General features: G+C 65.2%; 15 protein-coding genes. 12 read left to right on the forward strand and 3 right to left on the reverse strand.

Features of this window, described 5'->3' with window-relative positions; all coding sequences use genetic code 11:
• Positions 1-248: 248 nt before the first annotated feature.
• Positions 249-2900 carry an alanine--tRNA ligase gene (gene alaS, locus SMA01S_RS07010; protein ID WP_066819752.1) on the forward strand — a complete coding sequence of 884 codons (2652 nt, stop codon included), beginning with the start codon at positions 249-251 and terminating at the stop codon, positions 2898-2900.
• A gap of 156 nt (positions 2901-3056) precedes the next feature.
• On the opposite strand, the gene SMA01S_RS07015 is transcribed toward alaS, so the two are convergent.
• Complete coding sequence (locus SMA01S_RS07015; protein ID WP_066819753.1) at positions 3057-4814, reverse strand: cation:proton antiporter domain-containing protein; 1758 nt, start codon at positions 4812-4814, stop codon at positions 3057-3059.
• A gap of 38 nt (positions 4815-4852) precedes the next feature.
• On the opposite strand from SMA01S_RS07015, the gene SMA01S_RS07020 reads away from it, so the two are divergent.
• Positions 4853-6061, forward strand: a complete 1209-nt coding sequence (locus tag SMA01S_RS07020; RefSeq protein ID WP_066819754.1) for an FAD-dependent oxidoreductase — start codon at positions 4853-4855, stop codon at positions 6059-6061.
• A 182-nt stretch (positions 6062-6243) separates the two neighbouring features.
• Here SMA01S_RS07020 and SMA01S_RS07025 read toward each other — a convergent pair whose 3' ends face one another.
• Positions 6244-7464 (reverse strand): NADP-dependent isocitrate dehydrogenase, encoded by a 1221-nt coding sequence (locus tag SMA01S_RS07025; protein WP_066819755.1) that lies wholly within the window; start codon positions 7462-7464, stop codon positions 6244-6246.
• A gap of 474 nt (positions 7465-7938) precedes the next feature.
• Here SMA01S_RS07025 and SMA01S_RS07030 point away from each other — a divergent pair, with 474 nt between their 5' ends.
• Both SMA01S_RS07030 and SMA01S_RS07035 read left to right on the forward strand, forming a co-directional pair.
• Positions 7939-8658, forward strand: coding sequence for a phosphatidylserine decarboxylase (locus SMA01S_RS07030; RefSeq protein WP_066819757.1), 720 nt, complete (start codon positions 7939-7941; stop codon positions 8656-8658).
• Positions 8655-9461, forward strand: coding sequence for a CDP-alcohol phosphatidyltransferase family protein (locus SMA01S_RS07035; protein WP_066819759.1), 807 nt, complete (start codon positions 8655-8657; stop codon positions 9459-9461). The genes SMA01S_RS07030 and SMA01S_RS07035 overlap by 4 nt, the downstream gene beginning before the upstream one ends.
• Here the strand turns inward: SMA01S_RS07035 and SMA01S_RS07040 are convergent.
• The gene (locus SMA01S_RS07040) at positions 9403-9630 is read right to left on the reverse strand and encodes a hypothetical protein (protein ID WP_066819761.1); all 228 of its coding nucleotides are present in this window, start codon (positions 9628-9630) and stop codon (positions 9403-9405) included. The genes SMA01S_RS07035 and SMA01S_RS07040 overlap by 59 nt on opposite strands.
• Positions 9631-9978: 348 nt before the next feature.
• Here SMA01S_RS07040 and rpsB point away from each other — a divergent pair, with 348 nt between their 5' ends.
• From rpsB to SMA01S_RS07080, 8 genes are all read left to right on the forward strand, one after another.
• On the forward strand, positions 9979-10803 hold the full coding sequence (gene rpsB / locus SMA01S_RS07045) for a 30S ribosomal protein S2 (protein ID WP_066819762.1): 825 nt from the start codon (positions 9979-9981) through the stop codon (positions 10801-10803).
• Positions 10804-10890: 87 nt separating this feature from the next.
• Complete coding sequence (gene tsf, locus SMA01S_RS07050) at positions 10891-11823, forward strand: translation elongation factor Ts (RefSeq protein WP_066819764.1); 933 nt, start codon at positions 10891-10893, stop codon at positions 11821-11823.
• Positions 11824-11948: 125 nt separating this feature from the next.
• Complete coding sequence (pyrH, locus tag SMA01S_RS07055) at positions 11949-12671, forward strand: UMP kinase (RefSeq protein ID WP_066819766.1); 723 nt, start codon at positions 11949-11951, stop codon at positions 12669-12671.
• A gap of 3 nt (positions 12672-12674) precedes the next feature.
• Positions 12675-13232 carry a ribosome recycling factor gene (gene frr, locus SMA01S_RS07060; RefSeq protein WP_066819768.1) on the forward strand — a complete coding sequence of 186 codons (558 nt, stop codon included), beginning with the start codon at positions 12675-12677 and terminating at the stop codon, positions 13230-13232.
• Positions 13229-13972: an isoprenyl transferase gene (locus tag SMA01S_RS07065; RefSeq protein WP_281179155.1), complete on the forward strand. Its 744-nt coding sequence runs from the start codon at positions 13229-13231 to the stop codon at positions 13970-13972. Before frr ends, SMA01S_RS07065 begins: the two co-directional genes overlap by 4 nt.
• Positions 13969-14784, forward strand: coding sequence for a phosphatidate cytidylyltransferase (locus SMA01S_RS07070; protein WP_066819769.1), 816 nt, complete (start codon positions 13969-13971; stop codon positions 14782-14784). The genes SMA01S_RS07065 and SMA01S_RS07070 overlap by 4 nt, the downstream gene beginning before the upstream one ends.
• On the forward strand, positions 14781-15938 hold the full coding sequence (locus SMA01S_RS07075) for a 1-deoxy-D-xylulose-5-phosphate reductoisomerase (protein ID WP_066819772.1): 1158 nt from the start codon (positions 14781-14783) through the stop codon (positions 15936-15938). Before SMA01S_RS07070 ends, SMA01S_RS07075 begins: the two co-directional genes overlap by 4 nt.
• Entirely contained in the window at positions 15935-17068 is a 1134-nt protein-coding gene (locus SMA01S_RS07080) for a M50 family metallopeptidase (protein WP_066819948.1), read from the forward strand. Before SMA01S_RS07075 ends, SMA01S_RS07080 begins: the two co-directional genes overlap by 4 nt.
• The last annotated feature ends 43 nt before the right edge of the window (positions 17069-17111 follow it).

Consider the following 17111-nt stretch of genomic DNA (forward strand, 5'->3'; position numbering starts at 1 on the left):
GGAGCGGATTTTGGTGCACAGGTAGGAGCAAAGGAGGGAGCGATGGAATTCCATCGTGACCGACGCGGGACGCCCCTGTGCGCCAAAATCCGCCCGCCGCAGAGCGGTCGCCCGAAGAAGCCCGCCGGACATCGTCGCTTGCTTGCGCGTAGCTCAAGCTACGCGACTGCGCTGCGCTCCTCGCCGACGGGCTTCTTCGGGCGATCACGACCATTGCCGGTTCTGGGAGTAGGCCTTAAGTCGCGGCCATGAGCTCGACAAACGACATCCGCCGCAGTTTTCTCGACTACTTCGCCGCCAACGGCCACACCGCCGTGCAATCGGCGCCCTTGGTGCCGCAGAACGACCCGACGCTGATGTTCGTCAACGCGGGCATGGTGCCGTTCAAGAACGTGTTCACCGGCCTGGAATCGCGACCCTATTCGACAGCGACGTCGAGCCAGAAATGCGTCCGCGCCGGCGGCAAGCACAACGATCTCGACAATGTCGGCTATACCGCGCGCCACCACACCTTTTTCGAGATGCTCGGCAATTTCTCGTTCGGCGATTATTTCAAGGAACGCGCGATCACGCTCGCCTGGGGGCTGCTGACCAAGGAATGGGGGATCGATCCCGACCGGCTGACCGTCACCGTCTATCATACCGACGACGAAGCGTTCGACCTGTGGAAGAAGATCGCCGGCCTGCCCGAAGAGCGGATCATCCGCATCGCGACCAAGGACAATTTCTGGGCGATGGGCGACAATGGTCCGTGCGGGCCGTGTTCGGAAATATTCTTCGACCATGGCGACCATATTCCGGGCGGACCGCCAGGATCGCCCGACGAGGATGGCGATCGCTTTGTCGAGATCTGGAATCTGGTGTTCATGCAGTTCGAGCAGGAAGCCAATGAGATCGTCGGCAATCTGCCCAAGCCGTCAATCGACACCGGCATGGGGCTCGAGCGCGTCGCCGCGGTGATGCAGGGCGTGCACGACAATTACGAGACCGACACGTTCAAGGCGCTGATCGCCGCGTCCGAGGCGCTGACCCACACCAAGGCGGTCGGTGAGCAGCAGGCGAGTCATCGCGTGATCGCCGACCATCTGCGCTCGTCGGGTTTCCTGGTCGCCGATGGCGTGCTGCCCGCCAACGAAGGCCGCGGCTATGTGCTCCGCCGCATCATGCGCCGCGCGATGCGGCACGCGCATCTGCTGGGGGCGAAGGATCCGTTGATGCACCGGCTGGTGCCGGCCTTGGTCGCCGAGATGGGCGCGGCCTATCCCGAACTGATCCGTGCGCAGCCTCTGATCGAAGCCACGTTGCAGCAGGAGGAAAAGCAGTTCCGCCGCACGCTCGACAAGGGGCTCAAGCTGCTCGACGAAGCCACCGCGGGCATGGCGCAGGGCTCGACCCTGGCGGGCGAAACAGCGTTCAAGCTCTATGACACGTTCGGCTTTCCGTACGACCTGACCGAGGACGCGCTGCGCGCACAGGGCCTGCAGGTCGACCGTGAAGGATTCGACGCCGCCATGGCCGAGCAGAAGCGCGCCGCACGCGCCGCCTGGAAGGGGTCGGGCGAAAAGGCGTCGGACGAGCTCTGGTACGATCTGGTCGAGGAAAAGGGCGGCACCGAGTTCATCGGCTATACGTCGGAGGAAGGCGAGGGCGAGATCGTCGCCCTGATCAAGAACGGCGCGCGCGTCGACAAGGCCGTTGCCGGCGATGAAGTCGACATCGTGCTCAATCAGACGCCCTTTTACGCCGAGAGCGGCGGCCAGGTTGGCGACGCCGGGATCGCGAGCAACGACAAGGGGCTGAAGGGCCGCGTGTTCGACACGCAGAAGCATCTCGGCCGGCTCTGGGCGCATCGCACCAAGATCGAGGCTGGCGAGCTTGCGATCGGCGACGCCGTGCACCTGGTGGTCGACGGCGAGCGCCGCAACGCGATCCGGGCCAATCATTCGGCGACGCACTTACTCCACGCTGCATTGCGCGAACGGCTCGGCACGCATGTCGCGCAAAAGGGCTCGCTGGTCGCGCCCGAGCGCCTGCGTTTCGACTTCTCGCAGCCGACCGCGATCGATCCGGCGCGGCTCGCCGAGGTCGAGGCCGATGTGAATGCCTATATCCGCCAGAATGACGCGGTCTCGACCCGGCTGATGACGCCCGAAGAGGCGATCGAGGAAGGCGCGATGGCGCTGTTCGGCGAGAAATATGGCGATGAGGTTCGCGTCGTCTCGATGGGCCGCGCGCCCGACGGCAAGTCGATCTACAGCCTGGAATTGTGCGGTGGCACGCATGTCAACGCGACCGGCGATATCGGTCTGTTCAAGCTGGTGAGCGAAGGCGCGGTGTCGTCGGGCGTTCGCCGCGTCGAGGCGCTGACCGGCGAAGCGGCGCGAGCCTATCTCGCCAGCCGCGACGAGAAGTTGCGCGAAACTGCTGCGGTCCTCAAGTCGACGCCTGACGAAGTGCCGGCGCGTGTCGCGGCTTTGGTCGAGGATCGCCGCCGGCTCGAGCGCGAATTGGCCGAGGCCAAGAAGGCGCTGGCGCTGGGTGGCGGCGGCGGTGCCGCGCCGGCCGGCCCCGAGCAGGTCAACGGCATCAATTTCGTCGGCCAGGTGGTCGACGGGCTCGACCCCAAGGGCCTGCGCGGCGCGGTCGACGAGTCAAAGGCGCGGATCGGGTCGGGTGTCGCGGTGCTCGTCGCGGTCAATGACGGTCGCGCCTCGATCGCGGTCGGGGTGACCGACGATCTGACCGGCCGCTTCAACGCGGTCGATCTGCTGCGCAAGGCCGTCGAGGTGCTTGGCGGGCAGGGCGGCGGTGGCCGTCCCGACATGGCGCAGGGCGGTGGTCCCGATGGCAGCAAGGGCGATGAAGCGGTCGCGGCGATCAGGACGGCGCTGGTCGGCTGAGAACCCGCCGACCGCTGGCCGGACCGGATAGTACGCTTCCCCGGCGAAGGCCGGGGTCCAGCCGCTCTGTACTATCGGTGGCGAGATGCCGTCGCCACGTCATCGATACTGGGCCCCGGCCTTCGCCGGGGAGGCGTTTCTATATAACCGATCGACTTAGGAAGCGTCCGCTTTCCTCGCACGGCGCAGCCGCGGTTCCCGATCGATCCCCGCCTCTTGCTTGATCGATTTGCGCAATTCGTCGCGCTTTTCGTGGATCGAGGCGATCACTGGTCCCATCGCGACGCCCAATTCGACCAGCACCGCTTCGGAAAGCTGCAGCGAGCTTTCCAGCGTTTCGGGCACGGCGTCGGTGACACCCGCCCGGTAGAGCTCCGCAGCATGCGACGCATCGCGCGCGCGCGCGACGATCGTCAGGTTCGGGACCCAGCCGCGGACGCGCTTGGTCAAATGCGCGGTCAGTACCGGATCATCCATCGTCAGCACGAGCGCCTTGGCGCGGCCGAGATTGAGGCGGTCGACCAGCTCGCCGCGCGACACGTCGCCGAACAGCACCGAATAGCCTTCGTGCCGCCCTGCGTTGACCGCATCGATATCGGCCTCGACCGCGATATAGGGTTGGCCATGCTCCCGCAGCATGTCGGCGACCATCCGCCCCACGCGCCCGAAGCCGATCACCACGGTGCCCGGTCCTTCCTCGGCAAGCTGAAGGTCGGGAGCGAGCCGCTCGCGCGCTTCCAGACGGCGCGACACGGCATGGCCTATCTCGGCAAGCGCCGGCGTGATCGTCAGGCCGAGCGCGGTCACCGTCTGCCAGAACGCCGCGTCCTGGGGCGCGATGAGACCGGCGCCGGCGGCCGTCCCGAGCACGATCAGCGTCGTCTCGGACGGGCTGGACATCAGGAGGCTGGTTTCGGCGGCGACGCCGTTGCGTGCCTTGGACAGCTTGAGCAACGCGAAGGTAACGATCGATTTCGCCGCGACCACGCCGAGCAAGGCCAGCACGAAATCGCCCCAACGATCGATCAACGTGTCGAGGCTGAGGCTCATCCCCACAGTGATCAGGAACACACCGAGGGCGAGCCCCTTGAACGGCGCGGTAATGACCTCGACCTCGTTGTGATATTCGGTCTCGGCGATCAGCACGCCCGCGAGCAGCGCCCCGACGATCGGCGACAGGCCGGCAGCGGTCGTCGCGAGGCTGGCGACGATCACGACCAAGAGCGAGATGGCCAGGAACAGCTCGGGGCTCTTGGTCCGTGCTGCCTGGGCGAACAGCCGCGGCAGCACGAAGCGGCCGACCAGGAAGATCGCGGCGATCGCCACCGCGCCCCAGATCAGGACGCTGACAATGTCCCCGCCGCGCCCGCCCATCGCGCCCAGGCCGAAGATGATCGGCACCAGCGCCAGATCCTCGAACAACAGCATCGCAAAGGCGATTCGGCCCACCGGACTGGTCGTCCCCGCGATCGGCAGCACCAAGGCGGTCGACGACAGTGCCAGCGCCAGACCGAGGCCCAGGCCCGCTCCCCAGGGATTTCCGGTAACCAGCAGAGCCACCCCGATCACCGCGGCACAACCCAGCAATTCGGCCGCGCCGATCCCGAACACCGCGCCGCGCATCGCCCAGAGTCTTTTCAGCGAGAGCTCGAGCCCGATCGAGAACAGCAACAACGTGATGCCGAACTCGGCAAAAGGCTCGATCGCATGCGGATCGGAGATGGTGATGTGGTAGAGCCACGGCTGCTGGCCGACCAACGCGCCCAGGCCCGCCGGGCCGACCAGCATGCCGACCAGGATGAACCCGATCACCGGACTGACCTTGAACCGCGCGAAAGCGGGGATCACGATGCCTGCGGCACCGAGAATCACCAGCGCGTCGCTGAACCCTTTGTTGTCGAGACCAATCGCCATGGCGGTATCAAAGCAGGCCGGAGGGAGTTTGTCAGGTCATGACTGAAACGGATATCTGCATTATCGGCGGCGGACCGGCCGGCATGGTCGCGGGGTTGCTGTTCGCGCGCGCCGGACTGAGGACGATCGTGCTGGAGAAGCACAAGGACTTCCTGCGCGATTTTCGCGGCGATACCGTCCATCCCTCGACCTTGCGCATCTTCAGCGAGCTCGGGCTGCTCGACGAATTGCTCCAGCGCCCGCACCAGAAGATCGAACGGTTGGGCGCGCGGATCGCCGGTCGCGACATGCAGATCGTCGATCTGACGCACCTTCATGTCCCGGCGCCGTATGTCGCGCTGATGCCGCAATGGGATTTCCTCGATTTCGTCGCCGATGCGGCGCGGCGCTATCCCACGTTCGACCTGCGCCAAAGCTGCGAAGGTACCGAGCTGATCGAGGAAAGCGGGCGGGTTTGCGGGGTCAGAACAGGCGAAGGCAAGGAGATCCGCGCGCGTCTGACGATCGCCGCGGACGGCCGCGATTCGCGGCACCGCGACGGCCTGCCCACGACGGTGATCGGGGCGCCGATGGACGTCTTCTGGTTCCGCATTCCCAAGGTTGCGAAGCCCGACAACGACACAATGGGCGTGTTCGACACCGGCATATTGTTCGTCCTGATCGATCGCGGCGATTATTATCAATGCGCCTTCGTTTTCCCCAAGGGCGGCGCCGAGAAGATCAGGGCCGAGGGTCTCGACGCGTTCCGCGATCGGGTACGCGCGATCGGACCGGAAACCGCGACGGTCGATCAGGGCGTGACGAGCTGGGACGACGTCAAGCTGCTCACCGTGACGGTGGACCGCCTCGATAAATGGGACCGGCCGGGCTTGCTCGTGATCGGCGACGCCGCGCACGCAATGTCACCGATCGGCGGCGTCGGGATCAATCTGGCAGTGCAGGATGCGGTCGCCGCGGCGAATATCCTGGCCGCGCCGATGGCGGCAGGCGAGGACCCGGATCCGCTGCTCCACAAGGTGTACGACCGCCGAATCCGAGCGGTCAAACTGACCCAGGGAATGCAGCGAATGGTGCAGGACACGATCATCGCGCCGCTGCTCTCCAACACCGAGCCGCTCGACGGGCCGCCACTCGCCGCGAAGCTACTCGATCGCATTCCGCTGCTGCGACGGATTCCCGCACAGATCATCGGCATGGGCTTCCGTCCCGAGCATGTGCGCTCGCCCGAGGCTGCCTCTCGTAAGTGACACCCTCTCCCCTTGCGGGAGAGGGTGGGGCCCGCTCGGCGTTAGCCAGGTGGGAGGGTGAGGGGGCGAGCCGAAGGCTCGCGCGGCGTTTTGCGCCGCCCCCGCATCCAAGCTTCGCTAGGCGGCGAGCCGCCGAGCTACGCTATCCTTCTCCCACAAGGGGAGAAGGATTAGGCGTCGACTCAGGCCCAGCTGGCCATGCGCGTTTCGAGATTCTCGCGAACCGCCTCGAAGAACTGCTCGGTGGTCATCCACGCCTGATCGGGGCCGATCAGCAGCGCGAGGTCCTTGGTCATCTTGCCGCTTTCGACGGTTTCGATGCAGACCTTCTCCAGTTCCTCGGCGAAGCGCGTCACGTCGGGCGTGCCGTCGAACTTGCCGCGATATTTGAGACCGCCGGTCCAGGCGAAGATCGACGCGATCGGGTTGGTCGAGGTCGCCTTGCCCTGCTGGTGCTGGCGATAGTGGCGCGTGACGGTGCCGTGCGCGGCTTCGGCCTCGACGGTCTTGCCATCAGGCGAGAGCAGGACCGAGGTCATCAGGCCGAGCGAGCCGAAGCCCTGCGCGACCTGGTCCGACTGGACGTCGCCGTCGTAATTCTTGCAGGCCCAGACGAACTCGCCGCTCCACTTGAGCGCGCTGGCGACCATGTCGTCGATCAGGCGATGCTCGTAGGTGATGTTCGCTTCCTTGAACTTGTCGGCGAACTCGGCCTCGAACACTTCCTGGAACAGGTCCTTGAAGCGGCCGTCATAGGCCTTGAGGATCGTGTTCTTCGTCGACAGGTACACCGGCCACTTCAGGTTGAGGCCGTAGTGCATCGAGGCGCGCGCGAAATCGCGGATCGAATCGTCGAGATTGTACATGCCCATGGCGACGCCCGACGAGGGGAATTGGAACACTTCCTCCTCGATCTTGTCGCCATTGTCGCCGACCCAGGTCATGGTCAGCTTGCCCGGACCGGGAACGCGGAAGTCGGTGGCGCGATACTGGTCGCCGAAGGCGTGACGGCCGACCACGATCGGCTTGGTCCAGCCCGGGATCAGGCGCGGGACGTTGGAGATCACGATCGGCTCGCGGAACACGACGCCGCCCAGGATGTTGCGGATCGTGCCATTGGGCGACTTCCACATCTTCTTGAGGTGAAATTCCTCGACGCGCTGCTCGTCGGGGGTGATCGTCGCGCACTTCACGCCGACGCCGTATTTCTGGATCGCCTTGGCGCTGTCGACGGTGACCTTGTCGTCGGTCGCGTCGCGATGCTCGATGCCGAGATCGTAATAATCGAGGTCGATATCGAGATACGGCTTGATCAGGCGTTCACGGATCCATTCCCAGATGATCCGCGTCATTTCGTCGCCGTCGATCTCCACGACGGGCGTCTTCACCTTGATCTTCGCCATATCCGCTTTCCTGATGGGGTTTGGTCGGGCCTCTAGGGTGAAGCGGGGAGGGGGGTCAAGCGCTAGGGTCTGTACTCGCTTAGCGCGAGGATCGTGATTGCCCGCGAGAGCCCGCCGACGAGGAGCGCAGCGCAGACGCGTAGCTTAAAGCTACGCGCAAGCAAGCGACGACGCTCGGCGGGTTCCTGCGGGCAACCGCGAAGCGGCGGGCCGATTTTGGCACCATGAACAGGTAAAACTGCCCCCGGCAGTTTTAGCCGTGTCCGGGGGACACGGCGACCTGTTCATCGTCGTCGCGCGTCGGTCACGATGCTATAAGCATCGCTCCCTCCTTGCTTCTAGCCGGACACCAAAATCGGCTCCGTGACGACCTCGCGTTAAGCGAGTACAGACCCAAGCCCGCAACGTCGCGAGTGGAGCCCAACCTGCTTCCCGTGCATTGTACCGCACAGGCAACACGGTTAGACGACGCGCATGCCTTCACTCGATCCGCCGGAAATCGGCACGACCACCGTCAAGTGGCGCTTTCCGGCAATGCACCCGGAAGGGCGGCGCTATGTCATCATCGCCGCCGTCGCGACATTGCTGTCGTTGGTCATCTGGAAAGTCCTGTTCTGGCCGCTGGCGTTCCTGACGCTGGGCGTCGCCGCCTTCTTCCGCGATCCGATCCGCGTCACGCCGCGCGACGACAGCCTGGTGATCGCGCCGGCCGACGGGCTGGTGACGATGATCCAGCCGGTCGTGCCGCCGGCGGAGCTCGACATATTGGGCACGGCCCCGCTGATCCGCGTCTCGATCTTCATGAGCGTGTTCGACGTCCATGTGAACCGCACGCCGATCCAGGGGATCATCCGCCGCGTCGTCTATATTTCGGGCAAGTTCCTCAACGCCGACCTCGACAAGGCAAGCGAAGAGAATGAGCGCCAGCACCTCGTCGTCGAAGGCAAGGATGGCCGGCTGATCGGCTTTACCCAGATCGCCGGGCTCGTCGCGCGCCGGATCGTCGCCTTCGTCAAGGAAGGCGACATGGTCGCCCCCGGCCAGCGCATCGGACTGATCCGCTTCGGCAGCCGGGTCGACGTGTTCCTGCCCGCCGACACGGCCTGTCAGGTGATCCTGGGCCAGCGCACTATCGCGGGTGAGACGATCATTGGCCGGATCGGCGGTGAAACGATGAGCGGCGTCACGCAGTGAGACCGCCGCGCCCGCGACGGCTGCGACGGCCGACCTCGGGTCTGCCGTTACGGACGATCACCCCGAACGCGCTGACCGCGCTCGCGCTAAGCGCCGGACTGACCGGCGTGCGATTCGCAATCGGTGGCGACTGGCAGATGGCGGTCGTAATGATCCTGGTCGCCGGCGTGCTCGACGGCGTCGACGGGCAGGTTGCACGGATGCTGCGCGGCACCAGCCGATTCGGTGCCGAGCTCGATTCGCTCAGCGACGCCATCTCGTTCGGCGTGTCACCGGCGCTGATCCTCTATCTCTGGTCGCTGACCGACGCACCGCGCTTTGGCTGGATCTGTGCCTTGGTCTTCGCGGTATTCTGCGCGCTGCGGCTGGCGCGGTTCAACGCCCAGATCGACGCCACCGAACAGCCGCGCAAGTCCGCCGGCTATTTGACGGGCATTCCCGCGCCCGCGGGAGCGATCGGCGCGATGCTGCCGCTCTATCTCTGGTTCATCACCGGCGAGCCCTGGCTGCGCTCGCCCTGGCTGGTGGCGCCGTGGATGGCGTTCATCGCCTTCCTGATGATTTCCAGCATCGCGACCTTCAGTTGGGGAGCGCTCAGGCTCAGGCGCCGCATCCGGTTCGAGGCATTGGCGGTGATCGTCGTGATCGGCGCCGCGCTCGTTTCGGCGCCCTGGCACACGCTGATTGGCCTTTGCCTGGTATATCTGGCGCTGATCCCGTTTAGCGCGCGCAATTATGCGCGGATCAGGCGGCAGCGCGCCAATATGTCGGCTGCGCCGAAACCGGCCGCACCGTTACCCTGATCGTCGTCGCGGCATGGCGTGGCGGTAGTGGCGGAACGATTGACCCGCGCCCCTTGCCGGCAAGCGCGGCCTGGATGCTGGGCAAAGCCGGGACGATGGTCGAATAAATGGTCGCGCCCGCCGCGACCAGCGCACCAGCGAACATCAGGATAGCAACGAAAGTGAACATTGCGGCTTCCCCTTTTGGCGGATCGCGATCCGTGCTGAACCAACCACTGGACGATTCAGATGTTCCGCGTCCTGTGGATGATCGCTGTATGTTCTGTTGATGTTCCGATCGTCAAGCGAAAAATCGGAACATAGCATGAATATTGCCGCGGCGGATCGATGCGTGTCGGACGAGTGTGTGTCCAAGCCGCTTGCCTTTCCCGGGACTTTGGACTAGGGGCCGCGCCTCAAACCCGCATGGGAAGCATCATAACCCGGTGCCGGACCTGCCTCCGCCATGATTGGCGCGGGGAATTACAGGATTTTCGGTCCCCGCTTCCCAGAGGAACAACCGGAAGGAGTTATCCCTATGGCGGCACCTGTCGTCACCATGCAGCAATTGCTCGAAACGGGCGCACATTTCGGCCACCAGACCCACCGCTGGAACCCGAAGATGAAGCCGTATCTGTTCGGCGATCGCAACGGCGTCCACATCATCGACCTGTCGCAGACCGTGCCGCTGTTCGCGCGTGCGCTCGAATTCGTCAGCTCGTCGGTCGCGGCGGGCGGCAAGGTCCTGTTCGTCGGCACCAAGCGCCAGGCCCAGGAGCCGATCGCCGACGCCGCGCGTCGTGCCGGACAGCATTTCGTCAACCACCGCTGGCTGGGCGGCATGCTCACCAACTGGAAGACGATCTCCAACTCGATCAAGCGCCTCAAGAGCCTCGAAGAGCAGCTCTCGGGCGACACGCACGGCCTGACCAAGAAGGAAGTGCTGCAGCTCACCCGTGAGAAGGACAAGCTCGAGCTGTCGCTCGGCGGCATCCGCGACATGGGCGGCGTTCCGGACGTGATGTTCGTGATCGACGCCAACAAAGAAGAGCTGGCGATCAAGGAAGCCAACACGCTGGGTATCCCGGTCGTCGCGATCCTCGATTCGAACGTTTCGCCCGACGGCATCGCATTCCCGGTTCCGGCCAACGATGACGCGGCCCGCGCGATCCGCCTCTATTGCGAGGCGATCGCCATCGCCGCTACCCGTGGCGGCCAGCAGCGCCAGGCCAATGCCGGCGTCGACCTGGGTGCCCAGGTCGAGGCGCCGGTCGAGGAAGCGCTGAACGCAGAGCCTGTCGTCGCCGATGCGGCCCAGCAGGCCGAAATGACGGCCGAGGCCGAGCGTCAGATCGACGCCTGAGCCGTCGCCTAACCGTCATGCGGGCGGGGTAGGGCGACAACGCCCCGCCTCGCCCGCAACTACATTCTGACTAGAAGGATCGAAAACATGGCCGACATCACGGCAGCAATGGTCAAGGACCTGCGCGAAAAGAGCGGCGCGGGCATGATGGACTGCAAGAAGGCGCTTGGCGAAGCCGGCGGCGACATGGATGCCGCGCTGGACTGGCTGCGCACCAAGGGTCTGGCGGCTGCCGCCAAGAAATCGAGCCGCACCGCGGCCGAGGGCCTGGTCGGAGTCGAGGTTTCGGGCACCAAGGGTGCCGCGGTCGAGGTCAATTCGGAAACCGACTTCGTCGCCAAGAACGATCAGTTCCAGACCTTCGTCCGCGACGTGACTTCGGTCGCGCTCGAATTGGGCGATGACATCGCGACGATCAAGGCGGCATCACTGGGCGGCAAGACCGTCGAGGAAGTGCTGACCAACAACATCGCGACGATCGGCGAGAATCAGACGCTGCGTCGCGCCAAGAAGCTCGAAGTGAGCAAGGGCGCGGTCGTGCCCTATGTCCACAATGCGCAGGCACCGGGCCTGGGCAAGATCGGCGTGCTCGTCGCGCTCGAGAGCGAGGCTCCGGCCGACAAGCTCGAAGCGCTCGGCAAGCAGCTGGCGATGCACATCGCGGCGGCGTTCCCGCTGGCGCTGAACGAGGAAGACCTCGATCCGGCGGTGATCGAGCGCGAGCGCGCGATCGCCCAGGAAAAGGCGTCGGAGAGCGGCAAGCCGGCCGAGATCGTCGCCAAGATGGTCGACGGCGCGATCGCCAAGTACCGCAAGGAGAATGCCCTGGTCAGCCAGCTGTTCGTGATGGACGGCAAGACCAAGATCTCCGACGTGGTCGCCGCGGCCGCCAAGGAAGCGGGTTCGCCGATCGCGCTGAAGGACTATGTCCGTTTCCAGCTCGGCGAAGGCATCGAGAAGGAAGAATCGGACTTCGCGGCGGAAGTCGCGGCGGCGTCGGGCGTGCCTCAGCCGGCCTGATCCGACGTCTCGACCGAAGAAGGGGCCGCGTCGCGAGGCGCGGCCCTTTTTCGTATCCGCTAACCGCTTGGCTTCGGAGCGCAGCGCTCCTAAGGTCCGCGCCACTTCACGACCCGAAGGTGTAGATGTCCAGCCCCGCCTATAAACGCATCCTCCTGAAACTCTCGGGCGAGGTCCTGATGAGCGATGGGGGCTTGGCGATCGACCCGATGGTCACCGCGCGCGTCGCGGGCGAGATCAAGGACGCCAGGGATGCCGGGCACGAATTGTGCGTCGTGGTCGGCGGCGGCAACATCTTTCGTGGGCTGTCCGCCGCGGCCAAGGGCATCGAGCGCGCGACCGCCGATTATATGGGTATGCTGGCGACGGTGATGAACGCGCTGGCGGTGCAGAACGCGCTCGAACAGGTCGGAGTCGATACCCGCGTGCAGTCGGCGATCCCGATGCAATCGGTATGCGAGCCGTTCATCCGTCGGCGCGCGATGCGTCACCTTGAAAAAGGCCGCGTGGTGATCTTCGCGGCGGGCGTCGGCTCGCCCTTCTTCACGACCGACAGCGGTGCTGCGCTGCGCGCGGCCGAAATGAATTGCGACGCCTTGTTCAAGGGCACGTCGGTCGATGGCGTCTACAATGCCGATCCGAAGAAAGATCCGGCAGCAAAACGTTATGAAACAGTTAGTTACGACACGGTGCTCGCGGACAATCTGAAAGTCATGGACGCAAGCGCGATCGCCTTGTGCCGCGACAACAATATTCCGATCGTGGTGTTCAACATCCGCGAGCCCGGCAATCTTGCCTCGGTGCTGCGCGGAGAGGGCGTTTCGACGGTGGTACAAAGGGAAGGATGATACATGGCCGCCTATGACAAGGCCGATCTGGAACGCCGCATGGCGGGTGCGGTCGAAGCGCTGAAGCACGATCTCGGCGGGTTGCGGACCGGCCGCGCGTCGACCGCTTTGCTCGATCCGGTGACGGTCGAGGTGTACGGATCGCATATGCCGCTCAATCAGGTCGCGACCGTTTCCGCACCCGAGCCGCGCATGCTGTCGGTTCAGGTGTGGGACAAATCGAATATCGGTCCGGTCGAAAAGGCGATCCGATCGGCCGGTCTCGGCCTCAATCCGATCAACGACGGCAATACGCTACGCCTGCCGATCCCTGACCTGACCGAGGAGCGCCGCAAGGAGCTCGCCAAGCTGGCGGGGCAATATGCCGAAAAGGCGCGGATCGCGGCGCGCAACGTGCGTCGCGACGGGATGGATTCGCTCAAGACCGATGAGAAGAAGGGCGTGTTCTCGGAGGATGAGCGCAAGCGCCACGAGACCGAGGTGCAGAAGCTGACCGACAGCACGATCGCCGATATCGACGCGGCGGCGACGGCCAAGGAAAAGGAAATTCTGGGCCAGTGAAGCCGGTGGCCGTCACCGATGTGGCGCGGGCCGATTCGAGCGCGGTGTTGCCGCGCCACATCGCCATCATCATGGACGGCAATGGACGCTGGGCGAAAAAGCGCCACCTGCCGCGTCTCGCCGGGCACCGCCAGGGCGTCGAGGCGGTTCGCAAGGTCACCCGCGCCGCCCGCGCGATGGGGATCGAGGCGATGACGCTATACGCCTTTTCGTCCGAGAACTGGCGGCGCCCCGAGGAAGAAGTCGGCGATCTGATGGGATTGCTGCGGCACTTCATCCGCAGCGACCTCGACGAATTGGTCCGGGAGAATGTGCGGCTGAGGGTGATCGGCGATTATCGCCGCTTCTCTCCCGATCTGGTCGCGATGATCGACGATGCGACAGGACGGACAGCGGCCAATACCGGCCCGTTGCTGGCGATCGCGCTCAATTACGGGTCGCAAGCCGAACTGGCCGGCGTCGCCCGGGAACTGGCGCGCCGTGTCCGCGACGGCACCATGGCGATCGAGGATATCGATACCCAGGCAATCGAAAACCTGCTCGATACGCACGATCTGCCGCCGCTCGACCTGTTGATCCGCACCTCGGGCGAGCAGCGCCTCTCGAACTTCCTGTTGTGGCAGGCGGCCTATGCCGAATTGCTGTTCGTCGACACTTTATGGCCCGATTTCGATGCCGAAACGTTGAGCGAGGCGATTGCCGCTTTCGGGCGGCGCCAACGTCGTTTCGGAGGCCTGTGAGCGATCGTCCCGCGCGCCCTGCGAAGCGCCCTTCCGAATTGCTGATCCGCGCCGCCGTAGGCCTGGGCCTGATGGCGCTGGCGCTCGCGGCGATCGTGCTTGGCCATTGGATATTCTGGCTGGTCGTCGCGGCAATGGCGATGATCATGATTGCCGAATGGGCGGATCTGGTCGGCGCCACGGCGCGCGACAAGCGCGGCGCGATGCTGACCCTGGTCGTCCCGCTGACCGTGATGTCGCCTGCCGCCTGGGGGCCGGGCTGGTTTGCTTTGGGGGTCGTCGGGGCAGCGGCGGTGTTCGTTGCCGCGGTGTTCAAGCCCCGGGCGTTGGGGCTGGGCATGATCTATGTCGGCGTGCCGGTCCTGGCGCTGCTGGTCATTCGCGAAAACCGCGAGTTCGGGCTGATCTACGCGCTGTGGACGCTGGCGTTGGTCTGGATGTGCGACATCGGCGCCTATTTCGCCGGCAAATATATCGGCGGCCCCAAGCTCGCGCCGATGATCAGCCCCAACAAGACCTGGGCCGGGCTGATCGGCGGCATCGCGCTGGCGACCGCGTTCGGCTGGGTCCTGCATTGGCAATATGGCCTGGCGCTGCGATTGACGTTGGCGACTCCGTTCCTAGCGTTGCTCGCCCAAGGCGGCGACCTGTTCGAAAGCTGGCTCAAACGCCGCGCCGGCAGGAAGGACAGCGGCGCATTGTTCCCCGGCCATGGCGGCGCGCTCGACCGGCTCGATGGGCTGGTACCGGTGGCGCCGGTCGCCGCCTTCCTGGTCGTCATCGTTCCTCTCCTCTACGTCTGGCGCCCATGAAGACCGTGACCATTCTCGGTGCGACCGGATCGGTCGGCACATCCACGCTCGACCTGATCGAGCGTGAGCCCGATCGCTTCAGCGTGCGCGCCCTCACTGCCAATTGCGACGTCGATCGCCTCGCCGCGGCGGCGAGGCGGACGCGCGCGGAACTCGCGGTGGTCGCCGATGAAAGTTGTCTGCCGGCGCTGCGCGAGGCGTTGCGCGGTACCGAGACCAGCGTCGCGGGCGGCGCGCAAGCGGTGTGCGATGCGGCGCAGTCTGGGGCCGATCTCACCGTCGGCGCGATCGTCGGGTGCGCCGGGCTGCGTCCGGTGATGGCGGCGGTGGAGCGGGGCGGCACCGTGGTGATCGCCAACAAGGAGCCATTGGTTTCGGCGGGAGAGCTGGTCGTCGACGCCGCGCGGCGTTTCGGTGCGACGCTGCTACCCGCCGATTCCGAGCACAACGCGATCTTTCAATGTTTCGATCCCGCCCAGGCGAAACACGTCCGCCGCATCATCCTGACCGCTAGCGGAGGACCGTTTCGCGACTGGAGCCTGGAGCGCATGCGCGACGTGACGCCGCGACAGGCAGTGGCGCATCCCAATTGGACGATGGGCGCCAAGATCTCGGTCGATTCGGCGACGATGATGAACAAGGGGCTCGAGCTGATCGAAGCGGCGCGGCTGTTCCCAGTCGACCCGGACCGTATCGAGATCATCGTGCATCGCCAGTCGCTGGTTCATTCGCTGGTCGAATATGCCGACGGATCGGTTCTTGCACAGCTGGGGCCGGCCGATATGCGCACGCCGATCGCTTATTGCCTCGCCTGGCCCGAGCGGATGGCGACGCCGATGGCGCCGCTCGATCTGGTCGCGGTCGGCAGGCTCGATTTCGAAGCGCCTGACGATCAGCGTTTTCCCGCGCTGGCGCTTGCACGGCGCGCGCTGACCGCGGGCGGCGCACGCCCGGCGATCCTCAATGCCGCCAACGAGGTCGCGGTGGCGGCTTTTCTATCCGAAAAGATCGGGTTCCTCGAAATTGCCGCAATCGTCGCCGATACGCTCGACCGCTACGACCCGCCCGCGCCCGAGACACTGGACGACGTACTGGCTATAGATGATGAAGCGCGTACCATCGCGGGCGAGCGTGTAGAGGATTGCGTTACCTGATGCAGAGTCCCGGCCTGATCCTGTACATTGTCGGCTTCGCGCTGTTGCTGGGGCCGCTCGTCTTTTTCCATGAGCTCGGCCATTACCTCGCCGCGCGGCTGTTCGGCATCAAGTCGGAAGTATTTTCGATCGGGTTTGGCCCGGAGATTACCGGCTGGACCGACAAACGCGGCACCCGCTGGAAGCTGAGCTGGATTCCGCTCGGCGGCTATGTCCGCTTCGCCGGCGACATGAACCCGGCGAGCCAGCCCGACCCCGCCTGGCTGGCGCTGCCGCCGGCGGAGCGCGCCCGCACCTTCCAGGCCAAGCCCTTGTGGCAGCGCGCGATCGTCGTGCTGGCTGGTCCGGTGACCAATTTCTTCCTGGCTTTGCTGATCCTGATGGGGTTCGCGCTGGCCTATGGCGACAATCGCACGCCATCGACCGTGGCCGGGGTGGAAGCGGGGAGCGCCGCCGCGGCGGCCGGGCTGAAGGCCGGGGACAAGATCACTGCGCTGGGTGGCCGCGCGGTCGAGACGTTCGAGGATCTGGCCTATTACGTCCAGCTTCGTGCCGGCGAGCGGGTCAGGATCGATTTCGACCGTAACGGCGTCGCGATGGCGAGCGACACCGTGATCGGCAAGCGCCACGTCAAGGACAAGTTCGGCAACGAAGGCGATATCGGGATGCTGGGGGTTCGCGCCGCCCAGCCCGTTTTCGTGCGAGTCGGCGTGCTGGAGGCACCGGGCGTCGCTTCCAGGGAGCTTTGGGCGTTGGTCAGGCAGACCGGCCAGGGGCTTGGCCAGCTGATCTCCGGCCGGCGTCCGATAAAGGACATGTCGGGGGTCGTCGGCATGGTGAAATTCTCCGGGGAGCAGCTCAGCATGGGCTGGCCGGACTTCATCTGGCTGGTCGCGATCATCTCCATTAATTTGGGGTTCATCAACCTCTTGCCAGTCCCCATGCTCGACGGAGGGCATTTGCTGTTCTACGCGATCGAGGCTGTGCGGCGGCGTCCAGTGACGCCGGCGATCCAGGAATGGGCTTTTCGCGGCGGGCTGGCGGCGATCCTGTGCTTGTTCCTGGTCGTGACGTTCAACGATCTGGGCAAGGTGGGCTTGTGGCAGCATCTCGCCGGGTTGATCGGCTGAAGCGGTTAGGGCAGGGCGGGCGCGCCCGTAAATCACGCGACGG

Origin of the sequence: Sphingomonas mali NBRC 15500, from assembly GCF_001598415.1 — a bacterium.
Classification (GTDB): domain Bacteria; phylum Pseudomonadota; class Alphaproteobacteria; order Sphingomonadales; family Sphingomonadaceae; genus Sphingomonas; species Sphingomonas mali.